The organism is Mycobacterium paraense, from assembly GCF_002101815.1.
GTDB classification, from domain to species: domain Bacteria; phylum Actinomycetota; class Actinomycetes; order Mycobacteriales; family Mycobacteriaceae; genus Mycobacterium; species Mycobacterium paraense.
In genome coordinates this window covers 68,624-87,754 of the sequence record NZ_LQPM01000030.1, presented here as the reverse complement: position 1 = coordinate 87,754, position 19,131 = coordinate 68,624, and the positions used below count along the sequence as shown (strand labels likewise).

22 protein-coding genes are annotated in these 19,131 nt (G+C 69.3%); 16 read left to right on the top strand and 6 right to left on the bottom strand.

Annotation, left to right across the window (positions count from 1 at the left end; translation table 11 throughout):
* Nucleotide 1: 1 nt before the first annotated feature.
* Together AWB89_RS21470 and AWB89_RS21465 are read left to right on the top strand one after the other, a co-directional pair.
* On the top strand, nt 2-721 hold the full coding sequence (locus AWB89_RS21470; protein WP_085097120.1) for a PaaX family transcriptional regulator C-terminal domain-containing protein: 720 nt from the start codon (nt 2-4) through the stop codon (nt 719-721).
* Nucleotides 718-1,485, top strand: a complete 768-nt coding sequence (locus tag AWB89_RS21465; protein WP_085176374.1) for a crotonase/enoyl-CoA hydratase family protein — start codon at nt 718-720, stop codon at nt 1,483-1,485. The genes AWB89_RS21470 and AWB89_RS21465 overlap by 4 nt, the downstream gene beginning before the upstream one ends.
* Here AWB89_RS21465 and AWB89_RS21460 read toward each other — a convergent pair.
* Both AWB89_RS21460 and AWB89_RS21455 read right to left on the bottom strand, forming a co-directional pair.
* Nucleotides 1,482-1,964, bottom strand: coding sequence for a DUF3060 domain-containing protein (locus AWB89_RS21460; RefSeq protein ID WP_085176372.1), 483 nt, complete (start codon nt 1,962-1,964; stop codon nt 1,482-1,484). The two genes, AWB89_RS21465 and AWB89_RS21460, sit on opposite strands and share 4 nt — an antisense overlap.
* A gap of 27 nt (nt 1,965-1,991) precedes the next feature.
* Nucleotides 1,992-2,357, bottom strand: a complete 366-nt coding sequence (locus AWB89_RS21455; protein ID WP_085176370.1) for a DUF3060 domain-containing protein — start codon at nt 2,355-2,357, stop codon at nt 1,992-1,994.
* 150 nt (nt 2,358-2,507) lie between these two features.
* On the opposite strand from AWB89_RS21455, the gene AWB89_RS21450 reads away from it, so the two are divergent.
* From AWB89_RS21450 to AWB89_RS21405, 10 genes are all read left to right on the top strand, one after another.
* Entirely contained in the window at nt 2,508-3,161 is a 654-nt protein-coding gene (locus AWB89_RS21450; protein ID WP_085097108.1) for a TetR/AcrR family transcriptional regulator, read from the top strand.
* Between the two features lie 266 nt (nt 3,162-3,427).
* Nucleotides 3,428-3,802: a 30S ribosomal protein S12 gene (rpsL, locus tag AWB89_RS21445; protein WP_003879423.1), complete on the top strand. Its 375-nt coding sequence runs from the start codon at nt 3,428-3,430 to the stop codon at nt 3,800-3,802.
* A complete protein-coding gene (gene rpsG, locus AWB89_RS21440; RefSeq protein ID WP_066907284.1) occupies nt 3,802-4,272 on the top strand; it encodes a 30S ribosomal protein S7 in 471 nt (156 codons plus the stop codon). Before rpsL ends, rpsG begins: the two co-directional genes overlap by 1 nt.
* A gap of 80 nt (nt 4,273-4,352) precedes the next feature.
* Nucleotides 4,353-6,458, top strand: coding sequence for an elongation factor G (gene fusA, locus AWB89_RS21435; RefSeq protein WP_085176368.1), 2,106 nt, complete (start codon nt 4,353-4,355; stop codon nt 6,456-6,458).
* Nucleotides 6,459-6,610: 152 nt separating this feature from the next.
* Complete coding sequence (gene tuf, locus AWB89_RS21430) at nt 6,611-7,801, top strand: elongation factor Tu (RefSeq protein ID WP_085097102.1); 1,191 nt, start codon at nt 6,611-6,613, stop codon at nt 7,799-7,801.
* 180 nt (nt 7,802-7,981) lie between these two features.
* Nucleotides 7,982-8,773: a PE family protein gene (locus tag AWB89_RS28340; RefSeq protein WP_085176366.1), complete on the top strand. Its 792-nt coding sequence runs from the start codon at nt 7,982-7,984 to the stop codon at nt 8,771-8,773.
* Nucleotides 8,774-8,867: 94 nt separating this feature from the next.
* Nucleotides 8,868-9,695, top strand: a complete 828-nt coding sequence (locus AWB89_RS21420; protein ID WP_085176364.1) for an SHOCT domain-containing protein — start codon at nt 8,868-8,870, stop codon at nt 9,693-9,695.
* A gap of 49 nt (nt 9,696-9,744) precedes the next feature.
* Nucleotides 9,745-10,563: a mycofactocin-coupled SDR family oxidoreductase gene (locus AWB89_RS21415; protein WP_085176362.1), complete on the top strand. Its 819-nt coding sequence runs from the start codon at nt 9,745-9,747 to the stop codon at nt 10,561-10,563.
* A 25-nt stretch (nt 10,564-10,588) separates the two neighbouring features.
* Nucleotides 10,589-11,761 carry an NAD(P)/FAD-dependent oxidoreductase gene (locus tag AWB89_RS21410; protein ID WP_085176360.1) on the top strand — a complete coding sequence of 391 codons (1,173 nt, stop codon included), beginning with the start codon at nt 10,589-10,591 and terminating at the stop codon, nt 11,759-11,761.
* On the top strand, nt 11,758-12,735 hold the full coding sequence (locus AWB89_RS21405) for a D-2-hydroxyacid dehydrogenase family protein (protein WP_241520568.1): 978 nt from the start codon (nt 11,758-11,760) through the stop codon (nt 12,733-12,735). Before AWB89_RS21410 ends, AWB89_RS21405 begins: the two co-directional genes overlap by 4 nt.
* On the opposite strand, the gene AWB89_RS21400 is transcribed toward AWB89_RS21405, so the two are convergent.
* The 4 genes from AWB89_RS21400 to mftR all read right to left on the bottom strand — a co-directional run bounded on the left by AWB89_RS21400 (nt 12,732) and on the right by mftR (nt 16,230).
* Nucleotides 12,732-13,988: a VOC family protein gene (locus tag AWB89_RS21400; protein ID WP_085176358.1), complete on the bottom strand. Its 1,257-nt coding sequence runs from the start codon at nt 13,986-13,988 to the stop codon at nt 12,732-12,734. The genes AWB89_RS21405 and AWB89_RS21400 overlap by 4 nt on opposite strands.
* Nucleotides 13,985-14,506: an RNA polymerase sigma factor gene (locus AWB89_RS21395; protein ID WP_085097084.1), complete on the bottom strand. Its 522-nt coding sequence runs from the start codon at nt 14,504-14,506 to the stop codon at nt 13,985-13,987. The genes AWB89_RS21400 and AWB89_RS21395 overlap by 4 nt, the downstream gene beginning before the upstream one ends.
* A 78-nt stretch (nt 14,507-14,584) precedes the next feature.
* On the bottom strand, nt 14,585-15,637 hold the full coding sequence (locus tag AWB89_RS21390; RefSeq protein WP_085176356.1) for a DUF2332 domain-containing protein: 1,053 nt from the start codon (nt 15,635-15,637) through the stop codon (nt 14,585-14,587).
* Nucleotides 15,634-16,230 carry a mycofactocin system transcriptional regulator gene (gene mftR / locus AWB89_RS21385; RefSeq protein WP_162293330.1) on the bottom strand — a complete coding sequence of 199 codons (597 nt, stop codon included), beginning with the start codon at nt 16,228-16,230 and terminating at the stop codon, nt 15,634-15,636. The genes AWB89_RS21390 and mftR overlap by 4 nt, the downstream gene beginning before the upstream one ends.
* 87 nt (nt 16,231-16,317) lie before the next feature.
* Between mftR and mftA the strand changes: the two genes are divergently transcribed.
* The 4 genes from mftA to mftD are packed head-to-tail and all read left to right on the top strand — an operon-like array spanning nt 16,318 to nt 19,041.
* On the top strand, nt 16,318-16,407 hold the full coding sequence (mftA, locus tag AWB89_RS21380; protein ID WP_066907308.1) for a mycofactocin precursor MftA: 90 nt from the start codon (nt 16,318-16,320) through the stop codon (nt 16,405-16,407).
* Nucleotides 16,408-16,412: 5 nt separating this feature from the next.
* Complete coding sequence (mftB, locus tag AWB89_RS21375) at nt 16,413-16,685, top strand: mycofactocin biosynthesis chaperone MftB (RefSeq protein ID WP_170929114.1); 273 nt, start codon at nt 16,413-16,415, stop codon at nt 16,683-16,685.
* Entirely contained in the window at nt 16,682-17,857 is a 1,176-nt protein-coding gene (gene mftC / locus AWB89_RS21370) for a mycofactocin radical SAM maturase (protein ID WP_085176354.1), read from the top strand. The genes mftB and mftC overlap by 4 nt, the downstream gene beginning before the upstream one ends.
* Nucleotides 17,858-17,859: 2 nt before the next feature.
* Nucleotides 17,860-19,041 carry a pre-mycofactocin synthase MftD gene (gene mftD, locus AWB89_RS21365; RefSeq protein ID WP_085176351.1) on the top strand — a complete coding sequence of 394 codons (1,182 nt, stop codon included), beginning with the start codon at nt 17,860-17,862 and terminating at the stop codon, nt 19,039-19,041.
* Nucleotides 19,042-19,131: the final 90 nt, after the last annotated feature.

Below are 19,131 nucleotides of genomic sequence, written 5' to 3'. Positions count from 1 at the left end.
CATGCCAGACTTGACGGCCCGGTCGGTGGTGCTCAGCGTGCTGCTCGGCACCCACCCGGCGCACGCTCGAGCCGCCGAATTGGTCAGGCTCACTTCGGATTTCGGGATCAAAGAGACGACGCTGCGGGTGGCGCTGACCCGCATGGTCGGCGCCGGCGACCTGATCCGCTCCGCCGACGGCTACCGGCTCTCCGATCGCCTGCTGGCCCGGCAGCGACGTCAGGACGACGCCATCGACCCGCGGATGCGCCCGTGGAGCGGGGAGTGGGTCACGCTGATCGTGACCAGCGTGGGCGGCGACGCGCGGACCCGAGCCGCGCTGCGAACCGCGATGCACGACAAGCGCTTTGGCGAACTCCGCGAGGGCGTCTGGATGCGCCCCGACAACCTGGAGCTGGACCTCGATCCCGAGATCGACGCCCGGGTGCGGGTGCTGCGATCACGCGTCGACGACGCCGCGGAGCTGGCCGGCGAGCTGTGGGACGTGCCGGGCTGGGCGGAAAGCGGCCACCGGCTGCTCGACGAGATGGCCGCCGCACCCGACATACCCGGCCGGTTCGTGGTGGCCGCGGCGGCGGTGCGCCACCTGCTCACCGACCCGGTCTTGCCCGACGAACTGCTGCCCGCCGACTGGCCGGGTGCGCGGCTGCGGGCGGCGTACCACGACTTCGCCACTGAGCTGCTGCAGCGGCGGGAACCCCTATTCGCGGAGGCAAAATGAGCGATCCGGTTCGTATCGAGCGCAACGGCCCGGTCACCACGGTGATCCTGGATCGGCCGGGCGCGCGCAACGCCGTCAACGGACCGACGGCCGCCGCGCTCCACACGGCGTTCGAGGAGTTCGACCGCGACGACGCCGCGTCGGTGGCCGTGCTCTGGGGCGACAACGGAACCTTTTGCGCCGGAGCCGATTTGAAGTCCTTCGGCACGCCCGACGCCAACGCGGTGCACCGCACCGGCCCCGGGCCGATGGGGCCGACGCGAATGGTGCTGTCCAAACCGGTGATCGCCGCGGTAAGCGGCTACGCCGTCGCCGGCGGTCTGGAGCTGGCCCTGTGGTGCGACCTGCGGGTCGCCGAGGAGGACGCCGTGTTCGGCGTCTTCTGCCGGCGCTGGGGCGTCCCGCTCATCGACGGCGGCACCGTGCGGCTGCCCCGGCTGATCGGGCACAGCCGCGCGATGGACATGATCCTCACCGGCCGCGGCGTCAGGGCCGACGAAGCGCTGGCGATGGGGTTGGCCAACCGCGTCGTGCCGAAAGGCCAAGCGCGCCAAGCGGCCGAGGAGCTGGCGGCCCAGCTCGCGGCGCTGCCGCAGCAGTGCTTGCGATCGGATCGACTGTCGGCGCTGCACCAGTGGGGACGTCCGGAACCCGAGGCCATCGACTTCGAGTTCGCGAGCATCTCGCGGGTCGCCGCGGAGGCCGCGGAAGGGGCCGGGCGGTTCGCCGCGGGCGCCGGACGCCATGGCGCGCCGGCGAATTAGCCCTTGCTGATCGAGTTGGTGGAGCCGAGGTTGTCGACCTTGGGATCACCGTCTTTATAGGTGATGGTGTTGTTCAGCCCCACCACGGTGATCCGCGTGTTGACCTTGTCCAGGGTGATCTTGTTGTTCGCGCCGCCGATCGTCACCGACTCGCAGGTGCCGGTGACGGTCAGCGTGTTGTTGGAGCCGCCGACGTTCAGCGACTTGCCGCTGGCGCAATCGAGAGTGGCCGTGGTCCCCATCGACCCGTAGTTCAGCGTGTTGCCGATCTCGACCGACGCCGTGGTGCTCGCCCCGCTCGTGCCCGTGGTCCCCGCCGCGGCGCTGGTCGTCGTGGTCGCGCTCTTCGTCGTCGTGGTGGTGGTGCCGCCGGGCGGGTTGGCGGTGGAACTGCAACCCGCCAGCACTAACGCCGCGGCGGCCGGCGCCAGGGCGAGCGCGGCGAGCCTGGACGGGCGGTCGGTGATGTGGTCACGCATCGATCCTCGATTCTCTCGATTCGGTGCTCAGCCCGGCACCTGCTGGAGCCGGTTGGTCATGCCCAGTTCGCGCCCGCGGTCCCACAGGATCGGCGAGCCGCCGTGATAGAACACGGTCTCGTCATAGCCATACACCGTGATGTCGTGCGTGACGGAGTCGGCGATGACGGTGTTGCCCGACCCCATCACCGTCACGGCCCAGCAGTTGCCCTTCGCGTTGACGGTGTTCCCCGTGCCGTTGACGAACAGCGTGGCGTCGTTGCAGTCCAGCGTCTGGTCGACGCCCTGGCCGGTGATGTGGGTGTCGCCGTTCTTGGCCGCCGCAACCCCCGTGGGGACGACGACGAGGAGGGCGCACGTGACCAGCGGCCCCGCGGCGGTTGTCCACTTCACGGCGAGCCCCCTTCGGCGTTCGGATCAGCCTGGAAAGAGATTACGTGCATGGGCCCGCCCGGCGGCAGGGTTATCGGCTCACCAGTTTCGGGCGCATCGTCAACTAGAGTCATTAGTTAACCCACCCGCATCACTCGAAGGGCGATCGCCATGGCAGCTCCAGAACCGCCGCCGGCGGCGGGGCGCCCGCGCGCCGGGAAGTCGGCCTCCCGCCCGGCGAAGCTGAGCCGCGAAGGCATCGTCGACGGCGCCCTGACCTTCCTGGACCGGGAGGGCTGGGACTCGCTGACGATCAACGCGCTGGCGACCCAGCTGGGAACCAAGGGGCCGTCGCTGTACAACCACGTGGACAGCCTGGAGGACCTGCGCCGCGCGGTGCGCATCCGCGTCATCGACGACATCATCACGATGCTGAACAGGGTTGGCGAGGGCCGCGCCCGCGACGACGCGGTCCTGGTCATGGCCGGCGCCTACCGCAGCTACGCCCATCACCACCCCGGCCGGTACTCCGCGTTCACCCGGATGCCGCTGGGCGGCGACGACCCCGAGTATGCGGCCGCCACCAGGGGCGCGGCCGCGCCGGTCATCTCCGTGCTGGCCTCCTACGGCCTCGGCGGGGAGGAGGCCTTCCACGCCGCGCTGGAATTCTGGTCTGCGCTGCACGGGTTTGTGCTGCTCGAAATGACCGGTGTCATGGATGACATCGACACCGATGTGCTGTTCTCCGACATGGTGTTGCGGCTGGCCCGGGGCATGGAGGGTCTGAGCAGGCGCACCGCGCACCACCAGGGCGCATCGCAATAGTTGGTGCTCCCGCCGTCGCTTTGACCTGCGAGACCGGCGGCGGGTATTGTGGTAGCTCGTGCCTGGCGGCTTACGGCGCCTGACGTAAGGGAGCGGATGCCGGGCTAATTCGCATGTCCCCGACGCACCGGATCGACTGCCGTGCTGAGCGCTTGCGACACACCCGGCCGCGGGGTAGGCGAGCTTACCCGGGGCGGGGCAAAACTGCAGTACACAGACTTAACAGCTTGAGCCAGAACACGAACGACAACACAGAAAGCCGGTAGATGCCAACCATTCAGCAGCTGGTCCGCAAGGGTCGCCGGGACAAGATCGGCAAGGTCAAGACCGCGGCACTCAAGGGCAGCCCGCAGCGCCGTGGCGTATGCACCCGCGTGTACACCACCACCCCGAAGAAGCCGAACTCGGCGCTTCGCAAGGTCGCGCGCGTGAAGCTGACGAGCCAGGTGGAGGTCACCGCCTACATCCCCGGCGAGGGCCACAACCTGCAGGAGCACTCGATGGTGCTGGTGCGTGGTGGCCGGGTCAAGGACCTGCCCGGTGTCCGGTACAAGATCATCCGCGGTTCGCTCGACACCCAGGGTGTCAAGAACCGCAAGCAGGCTCGCAGCCGTTACGGCGCCAAGAAGGAGAAGAGCTAATGCCGCGCAAGGGGCCCGCGCCCAAGCGTCCGCTGGTCAACGACCCCGTCTACGGGTCGCAGCTGGTCACCCAGCTGGTGAACAAGGTTCTGCTCAAGGGGAAGAAATCCCTCGCCGAGCGCATTGTTTATGGTGCGCTCGAGAATGCCCGGGAAAAGACTGGTACGGATCCCGTGATCACGCTCAAGCGCGCTCTCGACAACGTCAAGCCCGCGCTGGAGGTCCGCAGCCGCCGCGTCGGTGGTGCGACCTACCAGGTGCCCGTCGAGGTGCGCCCGGACCGGTCCACCACGCTGGCGCTGCGCTGGCTTGTCAGCTTCTCGCGGCAGCGCCGGGAGAAGACCATGATCGAGCGGCTGGCCAACGAGATCCTCGACGCCAGCAACGGCCTCGGGGCCTCCGTCAAGCGGCGTGAGGACACCCACAAGATGGCCGAGGCAAACCGCGCCTTTGCGCATTATCGCTGGTAGGGGCCGACCGGCCCCCACTGGTGGAGTGCCGGAGGCGTAATGACAGCTAACCAAGCAATCGAAAGAGTGGGAAGACTTCTGTGGCACAGAAGGACGTGCTGACCGACCTGACCAAGGTCCGCAACATCGGCATCATGGCGCACATCGACGCCGGCAAGACGACGACGACCGAGCGCATCCTCTACTACACCGGTATCAGCTACAAGATCGGTGAGGTGCACGACGGCGCCGCCACCATGGACTGGATGGAGCAGGAGCAGGAGCGGGGGATCACCATCACCTCCGCGGCCACCACCTGCTTCTGGAACGACAACCAGATCAACATCATCGACACCCCGGGCCACGTCGACTTCACCGTCGAGGTGGAGCGCAGCCTGCGCGTGCTCGACGGCGCCGTTGCCGTCTTCGACGGCAAGGAGGGCGTCGAGCCGCAGTCCGAGCAGGTGTGGCGCCAGGCCGACAAGTACGACGTCCCGCGGATCTGCTTCGTCAACAAGATGGACAAGATCGGCGCCGACTTCTACTTCTCGGTGAAGACCATGGAGGAGCGCCTCGGCGCGAACGTCATCCCGATCCAGCTGCCCGTCGGCTCCGAGGGTGACTTCGAGGGCGTCGTCGACCTGGTCGAGATGAAGGCCAAGGTGTGGAGCGCGGAGGCCAAGCTCGGCGAGAAGTATGACGTCGTCGACATCCCTGCCGACCTGCAGGAGAAGGCCGACGAGTACCGCACCAAGCTGGTCGAGGCCGTCGCCGAGACCGACGAGGCGCTGCTGGAGAAGTACCTGGGCGGTGAGGAGCTCACCGTCGAGGAGATCAAGGGCGCGCTGCGCAAGCTGACCATCAGCTCGGAGGCCTACCCGGTGCTGTGCGGCAGCGCGTTCAAGAACAAGGGCGTCCAGCCGATGCTGGACGCGGTCATCGACTACCTGCCGTCGCCGCTGGACGTGCCGCCGGCCGTGGGCCACGCCCCGGGCAAGGAGGACGTCGAGGTCGTGCGCAAGCCGTCGACCGACGAGCCGTTCTCGGCGCTGGCCTTCAAGGTCGCCACGCACCCGTTCTTCGGCAAGCTGACCTACGTCCGGGTGTACTCGGGCAAGGTCGACTCCGGCAGCCAGGTCATCAACTCCACCAAGGGTAAGAAGGAGCGGCTGGGCAAGCTGTTCCAGATGCACTCCAACAAGGAGAACCCGGTCGAGACGGCGTCGGCGGGCCACATCTACGCGGTGATCGGCCTGAAGGACACCACCACCGGCGACACCCTGAGCGACCCGAACGAGCAGGTCGTGCTGGAGTCGATGACGTTCCCCGACCCGGTCATCGAGGTGGCCATCGAGCCCAAGACCAAGAGCGACCAGGAGAAGCTGAGCCTCTCGATTCAGAAGCTCGCCGAGGAGGACCCGACGTTCAAGGTCCACCAGGACGCCGAGACCGGCCAGACCGTGATCGGCGGCATGGGCGAGCTGCACCTGGACATCCTGGTGGACCGCATGCGCCGCGAGTTCAAGGTCGAGGCCAACGTCGGTAAGCCGCAGGTCGCCTACAAGGAGACCATCCGGCGGCTGGTGGAGAAGGTCGAGTTCACCCACAAGAAGCAGACCGGTGGCTCGGGCCAGTTCGCGAAGGTGCTGATCAACCTCGAGCCGTTCCACGGCGAGGACGGCGCGACCTACGAGTTCGAGAACAAGGTCACCGGCGGCCGCATCCCGCGCGAGTACATCCCGTCGGTGGACGCCGGCGCCCAGGACGCCATGCAGTACGGCGTGCTGGCCGGCTACCCGCTGGTGAACCTCAAGGTCACCCTGCTCGACGGCGCCTTCCACGAGGTCGACTCGTCCGAGATGGCCTTCAAGATCGCCGGTTCTCAGGTGCTGAAAAAGGCTGCCGCGCAAGCGCAACCGGTGATCCTGGAACCGATCATGGCCGTCGAGGTCACCACGCCCGAGGACTACATGGGCGACGTGATCGGCGACCTGAACTCCCGCCGTGGCCAGATCCAGGCCATGGAGGAGCGGAGCGGTGCACGCGTGGTCAAGGCGCACGTGCCGCTGTCGGAGATGTTCGGCTACGTCGGCGACCTGCGGTCGAAGACGCAAGGCCGGGCGAACTACTCGATGGTGTTCGACTCCTACGCCGAAGTACCGGCGAACGTGTCGAAGGAGATCATCGCTAAGGCGACGGGTCAGTGAGCGCGAAGGCGACGGCGAGTGAGCGAAGCTCACGAGCAAGGAGCCGAGCAATCAGCTCCGGGGCCTACGAGTAAGCTGACCCGGTTAACACCGCGGCACAACAAGAAATCAACACTGCTTAACAAAGCACCAACAAGTCGGAGGACACAACAGTGGCGAAGGCGAAGTTCCAGCGGACCAAGCCCCACGTCAACATCGGGACCATCGGTCACGTTGACCACGGCAAGACCACCCTGACCGCGGCTATCACCAAGGTCCTGCATGACAAGTTTCCGGACCTGAACGAGTCCAAGGCGTTCGACCAGATCGACAACGCCCCCGAGGAGCGTCAGCGCGGTATCACGATCAACATCGCGCACGTCGAGTACCAGACCGACAAGCGGCACTACGCCCACGTCGACGCGCCTGGTCACGCCGACTACATCAAGAACATGATCACCGGTGCCGCCCAGATGGACGGCGCCATCCTGGTGGTCGCCGCGACCGACGGCCCGATGCCGCAGACCCGCGAGCACGTGCTGCTGGCCCGCCAGGTCGGCGTGCCCTACATCCTGGTCGCGCTGAACAAGGCAGACGCGGTGGACGACGAGGAGCTGCTCGAGCTCGTCGAGATGGAGGTCCGCGAGCTGCTGGCCGCCCAGGAGTTCGACGAGGACGCCCCGGTGGTCCGCGTCTCGGCGCTCAAGGCGCTCGAGGGCGACGCCAAGTGGGTCGAGTCCGTCGAGGAGCTGATGAACGCGGTCGACGAGTCGATCCCGGACCCGGTCCGCGAGACCGACAAGCCGTTCCTGATGCCCGTCGAGGACGTCTTCACCATCACCGGCCGCGGCACCGTGGTCACCGGTCGTGTGGAGCGCGGCGTGATCAACGTGAACGAGGAAGTCGAGATCGTCGGCATCCGCCCGTCCACCACCAAGACCACGGTCACCGGTGTGGAGATGTTCCGCAAGCTGCTCGACCAGGGCCAGGCCGGCGACAACGTCGGGCTGCTGCTGCGCGGTATCAAGCGTGAGGACGTCGAGCGGGGCCAGGTCGTCACGAAGCCCGGCACCACCACGCCGCACACCGAGTTCGAGGGCCAGGTCTACATCCTGTCCAAGGACGAGGGCGGCCGGCACACGCCGTTCTTCAACAACTACCGCCCGCAGTTCTACTTCCGCACCACCGACGTGACCGGTGTGGTGACGCTGCCGGAGGGCACCGAGATGGTGATGCCCGGTGACAACACCAACATCTCGGTGAAGCTGATCCAGCCGGTGGCCATGGACGAGGGCCTGCGGTTCGCGATCCGCGAGGGCGGCCGCACCGTCGGCGCCGGCCGGGTCGTCAAGATCATCAAGTAGTTCTGTTCGACACGAAGCCCGGGCTGCCGATCGGCGCCCGGGCTTCGTGCGTTCCCGGGGCCGCCGGGATTGGGGAAACCGGGCGAGGACGGCCCGGGTTACTATAGATTCAGGCTTATTGCGTCCGTGTCTAATGACCGGAAGATTGTTTTGATCGCCCGCCCGCCCCAGGAGGTACGGATGTCGTTCGTTTTCGCGACGCCCGAGTATCTGGCGGCGGCGGCGTCCGACCTGGCGAATCTGGCCTCGGCGATCAGCTCGGCCAATGCCGCGGCGCTGACCCCGACCTCGGGGGTGCTGGCCGCGGGTGCCGACGAAGTGTCGGCGGGCATCGCGGCGCTGTTCGGCGCGCACGCCGAGGTCTACCAGGCCCTCAGCGCCCAGGCGGCGATGTTCCATCAGCAGTTCGTCGAGCTCATGAGCGGCGGCGCGGCCCAGTATGCCCTGGCCGAGGCCGCGAACGCCTCGCCCCTGCAGACCGTCGAGCAAGCGGCGCTGGGGGCGGTCGGCACGCCCACCCAGGCGGCTGCCGCGGCCGTCCCGGCGGGCAACGGCGTGAGCCCCGCGCTGACCGTCGCGCCCAGCGTCCCCCCGAGCGCGTTCGGCGTCGGGGGCAGCGGCGCGGCCGGTCAGCTGGTGAACAGTGTCGGCCCCGCCGCCTCGGCCGTCGGCAGCGGCGAATCGTTCGGCATGGGCGGGGCCGGCTTTACCGGCAGCCTGGTCGCGGGTCAGAACCTCGGCGCCGTCCCCGCGGCCGCCGCGACCGGCGGCCCGGCCGCGTCGTCGGGCGTCATCGGGGCCTCGGAAGGGGCGGCAGCGGCCGAGGAGGCCGGCCTCGGCGGATACGCCGGGACACCGCTGCCCGCGACGATGCCGGCCGCGGCGCCCGCCGGCTCCTCGGCGGCGGTGCGTCCCGCGACGCCGGCCTACTCTCCGGCGGCGGCCGCCCAGGCCGAGTCCTCCGAGGAGTGACCAAGGCGCGCAAACGGTTTGCGCGCTCGGGTATCGCGACCGCCGGTCGAGCGCTAATCTGACACGGACTTCCCAGCGAGACGAGGAGAGACACGTGTTGGCGCGCTACCTGAAGGCACAGTTAATCGTTTTGCTGTGCGGCGGCCTGGTGGGGCCGATCTTTTTGGTCGTCTACTTCACCCTCGGGTTCGACAACCTGCTGCAGTGGATGCTCTACGTGGGTCTGCTGATCACCGTGGCCGACGTGGTGATCGCGCTCGCGCTGGCCAGCTACGGGGCGAAGTCGTCCGCCAAGAACGCCGAGCTCGAGCAGAACGGCGTGCTGGCGCTGGCCCAGATCACCGGCCTGAGCGAGACCGGGACGTGGATCAACAACCAGCAGGTGGTCAAGGTCTACCTGCACATCGCGGGGCCCGGGTTTCTGCCGTTCGACAGCGAGGACCGGGTGATCGCCAGCGTGACCCGGCTCGGCAACCTCAACGCCCGCAAGGTCGTGGTCCTGGTCAATCCCACCACCGGCGAATACCGGATCGACTGGGAACGCAGCGCCTTGGTCAACGGGCTGGTGCCGGCGCAGTTCACGGTGGCCGAGGACAACAAGACCTACGACCTCAGCGGGCAGGCCGGCCCGCTGATGGAGATCCTGCAGATCCTCAAGGCGAACAACGTGCCGCTCAATCGGATGGTCGACATCCGGTCCAATCCCGCGCTGCGCCAACAGGTCCAGGCCGTGGTGCGGCGGGCCGCCGAGCAGCAGGCACCGGCCCCCCAGCCGGCGGCGGCCGGCGGTCCGGCGCCGGTCGCCACGCCGCAGACCTCGATCGCGCAGCGGCTCCAGGAGCTCGAGACGCTGCGGGCCAGCGGTGCGCTGAGCGAGCAGGAATACAACGGCCGCCGGGCCCAGATCATCTCCGAAATCTGAACGCCGGGTTAGTTAGAACACGTTTCAGTTTCGCTGCTAGCCTTGCTCCGTGGCGGAATCACTGCAGGGACGGGTGGCATTCATTACCGGCGCGGCCCGGGCCCAGGGGCGGTCGCACGCCGTGCGGCTCGCGCGCGAGGGTGCCGACATCATCGCGCTCGACATCTGCGCGCGTGCGTCCGACACCCTCACCTACACGCCGGCCACGCCCGAGGATCTCAACGAGACCGTCCGCCTGGTCGAGGCCGAGGGCCGCAAGGTGCTGGCCCGCCAGGTCGACATCCGCGACGATGCCGCGCTGCGGCAACTGGTGGCCGACGGCGTCGAGCAATTCAGGAGGCTCGACATCCTGGTGGCCAACGCCGGGGTGCTGGGGTGGGGTCGGGTGTGGGAGCTCACCGACGAGCAGTGGGACACCGTGATCGGGATCAACCTGACCGGCACCTGGCGCACCCTGCGCGCCGCGATTCCCGCGATGATCGAGGCCGGCAACGGCGGCTCGATCGTCGTCGTCAGCTCGTCGGCGGGCCTAAAGGCGACGCCGGGCAACGGCCACTACGCCGCGAGCAAGTTCGGGCTCACCGCGCTGACCAACACGCTGGCCATCGAACTCGGCGAATACGACATCCGGGTCAACTCCATCCACCCCTACTCGGTCGACACCCCGATGATCGAACCGGAAGCGATGATGGAGATCTTTGCCAAGCATCCCCGCTTCGTGCACAGCTTCCCGCCAATGCCGATGCAGTACAAGGGGTTCATGACGGCCGACGAGGTTTCCGACGTCGTCGTCTGGTTGGCCGGCGACGGCTCGGGCACACTGTCGGGCACCCAGATCCCGGTGGACAAGGGCGCCCTGAAGTATTAACCGGCGAGCGTGGTATGAACTCCACGTGACGGAAAAGGGCATCGTGATCGTGGGTGGCGGCCTCGCCGCGGCCCGGACCGCCGAGCAACTGCGCCGGTCGGACTACACCGGGCGCATCACGATCGTCAGCGACGAGGTGCACCTGCCCTACGACCGCCCGCCGCTGTCCAAGGAAGTGCTGCGCAAAGAGGTCGACGACGTGGCCCTCAAGCCGCGCGAGTGGTACGACGACAACGACATCACCCTGCGACTCGGGTCGGCGGCCACCGGTCTCGACGCCGCCGCGCGGACGGTCACGCTCACCGACGGATCCGTGCTCGGCTACGACGAACTCGTCATCGCGACCGGGCTGGTGCCGCGGCGCATTCCGGCGCTACCCGATCTCGAGGGCATCCGGGTGCTGCGCTCGTTCGACGAGAGCATGGCGCTGCGCGAGCACGCGTCGGCCGCGCAGCGCGCCGTCGTGATCGGCGCCGGCTTCATCGGCTGCGAGGTGGCGGCCAGCTTGCGCACCCTCGGGGTCGACGTGGTGCTGGTCGAGCCGCAGCCGACGCCCCTGGCCGCCGTGCTCGGCGAGCAGATCGGCGCGCTGGTGGCGCGCCTGCACCGCGACGAAGGCGTCGACGTCCGCCTCGGCCTCGGCGTGGCGGAGGTGCGCGGCGAGCGCCACGTCGACACCGTGGTGCTGACCGACGGGACGGAACTGCCGGCCGACCTGGTCGTGATCGGCATCGGGTCGCGCCCGGCGACGCAGTGGCTCGAGGGCAGCGGCATCGACGTCGACAACGGTGTGGTCTGCGACGAGGCCGGCCGCACCAGCGCACCCCACGTGTGGGCGCTGGGCGACGTCGCCTCCTGGCGCGACACGACGGGACACCAAGCGCGCGTGGAACATTGGAGCAACGTCGCCGACCAGGCCCGGGTCGTGGTGCCCGCGATGCTGGGGCAGGACGTTCCCGCCAACGCCGTCGTCCCGTATTTCTGGAGCGACCAGTACGACGTCAAGATCCAGTGCCTGGGCGAACCCGAGGCCACCGACACGGTCCACCTGGTGGAGGACGACGGCCGCAAGTTCCTGGCCTATTACGAGCGCGACGGGGTGCTGGTCGGCGTGGTCGGCGGCGGGATGCCGGGCAAGGTCATGAAGGTCCGCGCCAAGATCGCCTCCGCCACCCCCATCGCCGAGGTGCTGGGCTGACGCTTCCCAAGGTTGCGATACTCGACGACTACGCCGGCCTGGCGCTTGACCTCGCCGACTGGTCGCGGGTGCAAAGCCGTTCCGAGGTAACGGTTTTCAACCGGCATCTCTCCGAGGCGGAAGCGGCCGTAGAGCTGCGCCCCTTCGACGTGATCTGCACCATGCGCGAGCGGATGGCCCTGCCGCGCACGCTCATCGAGCGGCTGCCGAACCTGAAACTGATCACCATCGTCGGCCGCAGCCTGCCCAACCTGGACATGGCCGCGGCCGGCGAGCACGGCGTGCTGGTCGCCCACTCGGACTTCGCCAACCCGCGATTCCGGTCGGTGCGCGACGCCACCCCGGAACTGGCCTGGGGGTTGCTGATCGCGACGGTGCGCAACCTGGCCGAAGAGCACCGAAGCATGCGCGCCGGGGGCTGGCAGACCACCACCGGGATGACGTTGTCCGGCAAGACGATCGGGCTGCTCGGCCTGGGCAGGACCGGCAGCCGCATGGCCGAGTACGCGAAAGCGTTTGGCATGCAGGTCATCGCGTGGAGCCAGAACCTCACCGACGAGGCCACGGCGGCGGTCGGCGCCCGCCGGGTCGACAAGGCGACCCTGTTCTCTGATTCCGACGTGGTGTCCATCCATCTGGTGCTCTCCGAGCGCACCAGGGGTCTGGTCGGCCGTGCCGAGCTGGCCCTGATGAAGCCGCACGCTTACCTGATCAACACCTCCCGCGGCCCGATCGTCGACGAGGCCGCGCTGATCGACGCGCTGCGGACCGGGCGGATCGCCGGGGCGGGGCTCGACGTCTACGACGCCGAGCCGCCCCCGCCGGACCATCCGTTGCGGTCTTTGCGCAACGTGACGCTGTCGCCGCACCTGGGCTACGTCACCCGCGAGATGCTCGGCGCCTTCTACGAGGACACCGTCGAGGCCGTCGTCGCCTGGTTGGACGGGGCGCCCATCCGGATCGCCAACCCCTAGAGCTCGCCGAGGTAGAACCGGCTACCCTGATCGTCGGCGCACTCGGCGGTCACCCCGTACGGCTGGCGGGCCGGCTCGGCGAGCACGGTGCCGCCGGCCTCGCGCACCCGCGCGACGGCCGCGTCGATGTCGCGCACCGTCCACATCGGCACCGTGGCCGGATCGGCGCTGCCGCCGGCGGCGCCGGCCATCGGGTGGGCGCCCACCACCTGCCAGCCGTCGGCCACCCGGCCGGGCTCGAACGCCCAGCCCAGCACCCGGCCGTAGAAGTCGCGGAAGCCAGCGGAATCCGGCACCAGGTAGGTGACGTAGGACAGCTCGCCGGGCCCGGATCCGTTGAGCGCCGGTCGCTTTCGCCCGGCCGGCGGCTCGAACACCGCGAACGCCACCCCGTGGGGGTCGGTGGCCTCGAGGAGGACGCCGTACCCTGTGTCCCGGGTTTCACCCGGGACGCCGCCGGCCTCCTCGATCGCCGCGCGGGCGGCATCCACACTCGCGACGGCGTAGCAGCAGAACAGGGTGGGCCTTCCGGGTTGCGCTGAAATGCCGGTCGGCAGATCGGTGTTGGTGACCCGGTGCGATGCGGGGTCGTACGTCCAGCCCAGGACGTGGCCGTAGAAGGCGGCGGCGCGATCGGCGTCCGGGCTCCACACCGCGACGTACCCGATGTCGCCGTGCCGGATGCCTGCTGCGGCGGGGCCGGACAGCATCCAGCGGTGGCCGAAGGGGTCGATGATGGTCGCGGTGCGCGTTCCGTAGTTTTCGTAGGGCTCGCGCTCGACGGCGGCGCCGCGTTCGCGCGCCGTGCGCAGCGCGGCGTCGGTGTCGGCGACGTTCAACATCAGGCTCACCGAAACACCGCCGGGCGCAGGGGCTTTCAGCCCGAGTTCCGGATATTCGTCGGCGAGGTACAGCACCCCACCGGCGATCGCGATCTCCGCGTGCCCGATGCGGCCGTCGCCCACCACGATCGGTTCGCCGATCACCTCGGCGCCGAACGCGTCGGCGTACCAGGCGATCGCCGCCCGCGCGTCCGCGACGCTGAGGTAGGGCAGCGCCGCCGGGCGCGGGGCGGCGTCGGCGGCGGACGGCTCGGTGAGTTCGGACAGGGCACTGGCGGTGCCGCTCATGACGACTCCTTTCGGTAGGGACAATGCGGATTCCAAGCGCCGGCGCAGGCGCGCGGCGAACTCCGGATCGGGTTGCGCCGGAAGGTCATCGGCGCGCAGCACGTCCAGCGGGTCCGAGGTCATGACGTGCCTCCTTCCGGATACTCTTGCCTGAAGGCCCGGCGGGCCCGGACCAGGAGCGCCTCGGTGGCGTGCACGGTGCGGCCGATCAGCTCGGCGCATTCGCCGACCGAGCAGTCGTCCATGTAGCGCAGTACCAGCACGGTGCGGTGCGGCTCGGCCAGCCGCGCCAGCACCGCCTCGGCGACCATGCGATCCAGCTCGGTGTCCCAGTCGTCGGCCGCGTCCGCCGGTTCGGGCGGGTCGGCGACCGGCACCGCCAGCCGCTGCTGACCGCGCCGATAGTGGTCGGCCAGCTTGTGGCGTGCCACGCCGAGCAGCCACGGGATCGTGATCGGCGGAGGGTCAACCCTGCGCGCGGCGTCCATCGCCGCGAGGAAGGTCTCCGACGTCAGGTCCTCCGCCGTGGCGCGATCCCCGCAGCGACGGACGAAATACCCGTACACCACGGGCAACGCCTCGTCGTACAGCGCGAGCAGCGCGCGTCGAGCGTCGGATTGGTGCTCCGCTTCGGCGCTCACACTCCTATCGTCGCCGCGGCGGGCCGAACTCCGACGGGGCGGGCGAAAAAATCTCTTTGGCCGGTTCACCGGCGGGATCTACCGCCAGTTCACCGGCGGCCCGTGCGGATGGCATTCGCCGAGGACCGCGAGTTCACCACCCGGCCAGCGGCGGGCCCGCACCAAAAACCGGATCGACTCGCCGGGCCCGTCCCGCGCGGGCTCGAGGGTCAGGTGCGCCAACGGCGAACGGGCGCCGGCTCGCGCCCCCAGCGCCTCGACGCCGTCGCGGACCGCGGCGCGCTCGTCGTCGGACAGGTACTGCCAGGTGATCGAGTGCCACAGCACGGTCAGCGCGCCGTCGGCGAGGCTCATGCCCGCGACCGCGTCGGCCGCCGACCGGCGCTGCAGCCCCGCCGGGACGTCGCGGGCGACGGCGATGGCCCCGCGCAGCCGGTCCAATCGGGCGTGCTGGTCGGGCCAGACGTAGCTCAGCACGGTCATCTCGCCGTCGGCGCCGGTGACGTCGATGGGGGCGATGTCGTAGCCGTTGCGCTCGACGATCCGGACGGTGCCGTCGGGCGGCAGGACGCCGCGCCAGGCGTCGTCGATGGTCACCGGCGAGCCGGCCGGTCCCCACCCGCCGCGGTCGTACCGGTAGTGGTAGTGGTCGGCCCGCATGTTCAGCCCGGCGCTCGACCCGATCTCGAAAAGCCTTACCGGCAACCCCAATCCGTCATCCAGCCGCAGCAGCCCGCCGATCAGCGCGGCGGAGCGGCCCACCTCGTTGGTCTGCGGCGGTTGCTGCAGCGCCGCGCGCAGGAAGTCGGCGTGCCGGGCGGCGGTGTCCAGGATTTCGGGCCAGGCGTCGCGAGCGTCCCACGCGCCGCCGGTGCTGGGATACCAGCGCCGCAGCGCCGGTGCCGTGCTGTCGAGCACCAACCGGTGCAGCCCGCCGAGCAGCCGCAGCGGCACCGCGAGGCGCGACGGGTCGTCCTCGTGACCGGACAGAATCGCCGCGAACACGCCGCCCGCCTCGACGTCGCGGGCGACCAGCTCGAAGAGCTCCCCGTACATCGGGGAGCCCGAGCCCGCGCAGAACCGGCCCTGCGAGCGCAGCATGTGCAGCAGGTGCTCGGTGCCGCCGCTCATCGGTCCAGGCTTTCCAGCCCGGCGCCCACGACGTCGAACGCGTTGCCGAGCGCGGCGGGCAACGGGACGGACTCGTCGGACAGCCAGTGCTCGTAGGCGCTCAGCGCCACCCCGAGCATCGTCCAGGCGACGGTTTGCGGCAGCGGATCGGTCGTCTTGACGCCCAACCGGCGGGCCACGAAGCCCGCCATCACCTCGCGCCATCCGGCGTACATCGTCATCGAATACGCTTGCAGCTCCGCGGTTTCCAGGATGACGCGCATGCGCTGCCGGTGCCGGACCGTCTCACACTCGTCAAACGTGTTGAACGCCAGCAGCGCCGCCCGGAGCGCCTCGGCCAGCGGGACCCGCGGATCGACCGCGTCGAGCAGCTCCCGCAGGTGCGCGAGGTGGGCGTCGAAGTCGCCCCACAGGATGGCGTTCTTGGAGGCGTAATAGCGAAACACCGTGCGGCGGGCGATGCCGGCCGCGTTCGCGACGTCGTCGACGCTCACCTCGGCGAACCCCCGGGCGGCGAACAGGTCGAGGGCGACGTCGGTGATGTGGCCCGGTGTCGTGGAGCGGCGCCGGCCCACCCGCGGCTGCGGCATCATCCGACCCGCCCTTCCATTGCGGCACTCGATGCCATATTGTGTCCAGAACGATCCGTCGTTGTCGAGCCCCCAGGGAGGAAAATCCACATGGACCACGAAACCGAGACCGCGACCGAGCTCGTCACCGAGACCCTGGTGGAAGAGGTGTCGATCGACGGGATGTGCGGGGTCTACTGATCCGCGTGTTCGACCCCGATCGCGGCTGGCGGTTGCACCCGCAGGTGGCGGTACGGCCGGAGCCGTTCGGCGCGCTGCTCTACCACTTCGGCACCCGCAAGCTGTCCTTTCTGAAGAACCGCACCATCCTCACGGTGGTGCGGTCGCTGGCCGACCATCCCGACGTCCGGTCCGCCTGCCGCGCGGCGGGCGTGGACGACCCCGGGCAGGGGCCCTACCTGCACGCGCTGGGCGTGTTGGCCGATTCGAAGATGCTGGTACTGCAGGAGGCGCAATGACGGCCGCAACTTCCCCCGTACCGCGGCTCATCGAGCAGTTCGAGCGCGGGCTGGACGCGCCCATCTGCCTGACGTGGGAGCTGACGTACGCCTGCAATCTCGCTTGCGTGCACTGCCTTTCGTCGTCGGGCAAGCGCGACCCGCGGGAGTTGTCCACCCGCCAGTGCATGGACATCATCGACGAGCTGGAACGCATGCAGGTGTTCTACGTCAACATCGGCGGCGGGGAACCCACGGTGCGTCCGGACTTTTGGGAGCTGGTCGACTATGCGACCGCGCACCACGTCGGCGTGAAGTTCTCCACCAACGGCGTCCGGATCACCCCGCAGGTCGCCGCGCGGTTGGCCGCCAGTGACTACGTCGACGTCCAGATCTCGCTCGACGGCGCCACCGCCGAGGTCAACGACGCCGTGCGGGGCGCCGGCTCGTTCGCGATGGCGGTGCGCGCGCTGGAGAACCTCGCGGCGGCCGGTTTCAAGGACGCGAAGATCTCCGTCGTCGTGACCCGGCACAACGTCGACCAGCTCGACGAATTCGCCGCGCTGGCAAGCCGTTACGGCGCCACCCTGCGCATCACCCGGCTCCGCCCCTCGGGCCGGGGGGCCGACGTGTGGGAGGAGCTGCACCCCACCGACGCCCAGCAGGTCCAGCTGTACGACTGGCTGGTCGCCAAGGGGGAGCGGGTGCTCACCGGCGACTCCTTCTTCCACCTGGCACCGCTCGGCTCGCCCGGCGCGCTGGCCGGGCTGAACATGTGCGGCGCGGGCCGGGTGGTCTGCCTGATCGACCCGGTGGGCGACGTGTACGCCTGCCCGTTCGCCATCCACGACCGATTCCTGGCGGGAAACGTCCTGTCGGACGGCGGTTTTGACAACGTCTGGAAGAACGCGCCGCTGTTTCGCGAGCTGCGCGAGCCGCAGTCGGCGGGCGCCTGCGGCAGCTGCGGGCACTACGACAGCTGCCGGGGTGGCTGCATGGCGGCCAAATTCTTCACCGGCCTGCCGCTGGACGGCCCGGACCCCGAATGCGTCCAAGGGCACAGCGCCCCGGCGCTCGCCCGCGAGCGGGAGACGCCGCGGCCGCGCGCCGACCACTCCCGGAAGGCGGCCGGGCCGGTGCTCCTGACACTGTCGCGACCCCCGGCCCGGCTCTGCAACGAGAGCCCGCTATAACGATGGCCGACCAATGGTTCGAAACGGTGGCCATCGCCCAGCAACGCGCGAAGCGGCGGCTGCCGAAATCCGTTTATTCGGCGCTGCTGGCGGGCAGCGAAAAGGGGATCACCGTCTCCGACAACATCGCGGCGTTTGGTGAACTCGGATTCGCGCCCCACGTCGTCGGTGCGCAGGAAAAGCGCGACTTGTCGACCACCGTTATGGGACAAGATATTTCGATGCCGGTGTTGATTTCGCCGACCGGCGTCCAGGCGGTCGACCCGGACGGTGAGGTCGCCGTCGCGCGGGCCGCGGCCGCGCGGGGCACGGCGATGGGCCTGTCCTCTTTCGCGAGCAAGCCGATCGAAGATGTCATCGCCGCCAACCCCAAGGTGTTCTTCCAGGTGTACTGGCTGGGCGGGCGCGACGCCATCGCCGAACGGGTGGAACGCGCGCGCCAGGCCGGCGCCCTCGGGCTGATCGTCACCACCGACTGGTCGTTCTCGCACGGGCGCGACTGGGGTAGCCCGAAGATCCCCGAGGCGATGAACCTGCGGACCGTCCTGCGGCAGTCGCCCGAGGCCGTCTTCAAGCCCCGCTGGCTGTGGAAGTACGGCAAGACGCTGCGCCCGCCGGACCTGCGGGTGCCGAATCAGGGCCGGCGCGGCGAGCCCGGCCCGGCGTTCTTCGCCGCCTACGGGGAGTGGATGGGCACCCCGCCGCCGACGTGGGAGGACATCGCCTGGCTGCGCGAGCTGTGGGGCGGGCCCTTCATGCTCAAGGGCGTGATGCGCGTCGACGACGCCAAAAGGGCTGTGGACGCCGGTGTTTCGGCGATCTCGGTGTCAAACCACGGCGGCAACAACCTGGACGGCACGCCGGCGTCGATCCGCGCCCTGCCCGCGGTGGCCGCGGCGGTCGGCGATCAGGTCGAGGTGCTGCTCGACGGCGGCATCCGCCGCGGAGGCGACGTCGTCAAGGCGGTTGCCCTGGGGGCGCGGGCGGTGATGATCGGCCGCGCCTATCTCTGGGGCCTCGCCGCGGCCGGGCAGGCGGGGGTGGAAAACGTCCTCGACATCTTGCGCGGGGGCATCGACTCGGCGCTGATGGGTTTGGGGCACTCGTCGGTCCACGACCTCGGCCCCGACGACATCCTGATGCCGGCCGGCTTCACCCGGTCGCTCGGGGTGCCGCCCGCATAGTTAAAAATGTTGGCCGGGATTCCTAGGATTTGATCTGGATTTGATCTAATCTCAATCCGCCGTCGCGAAAATTGTGGTGTTCGCGTGGTA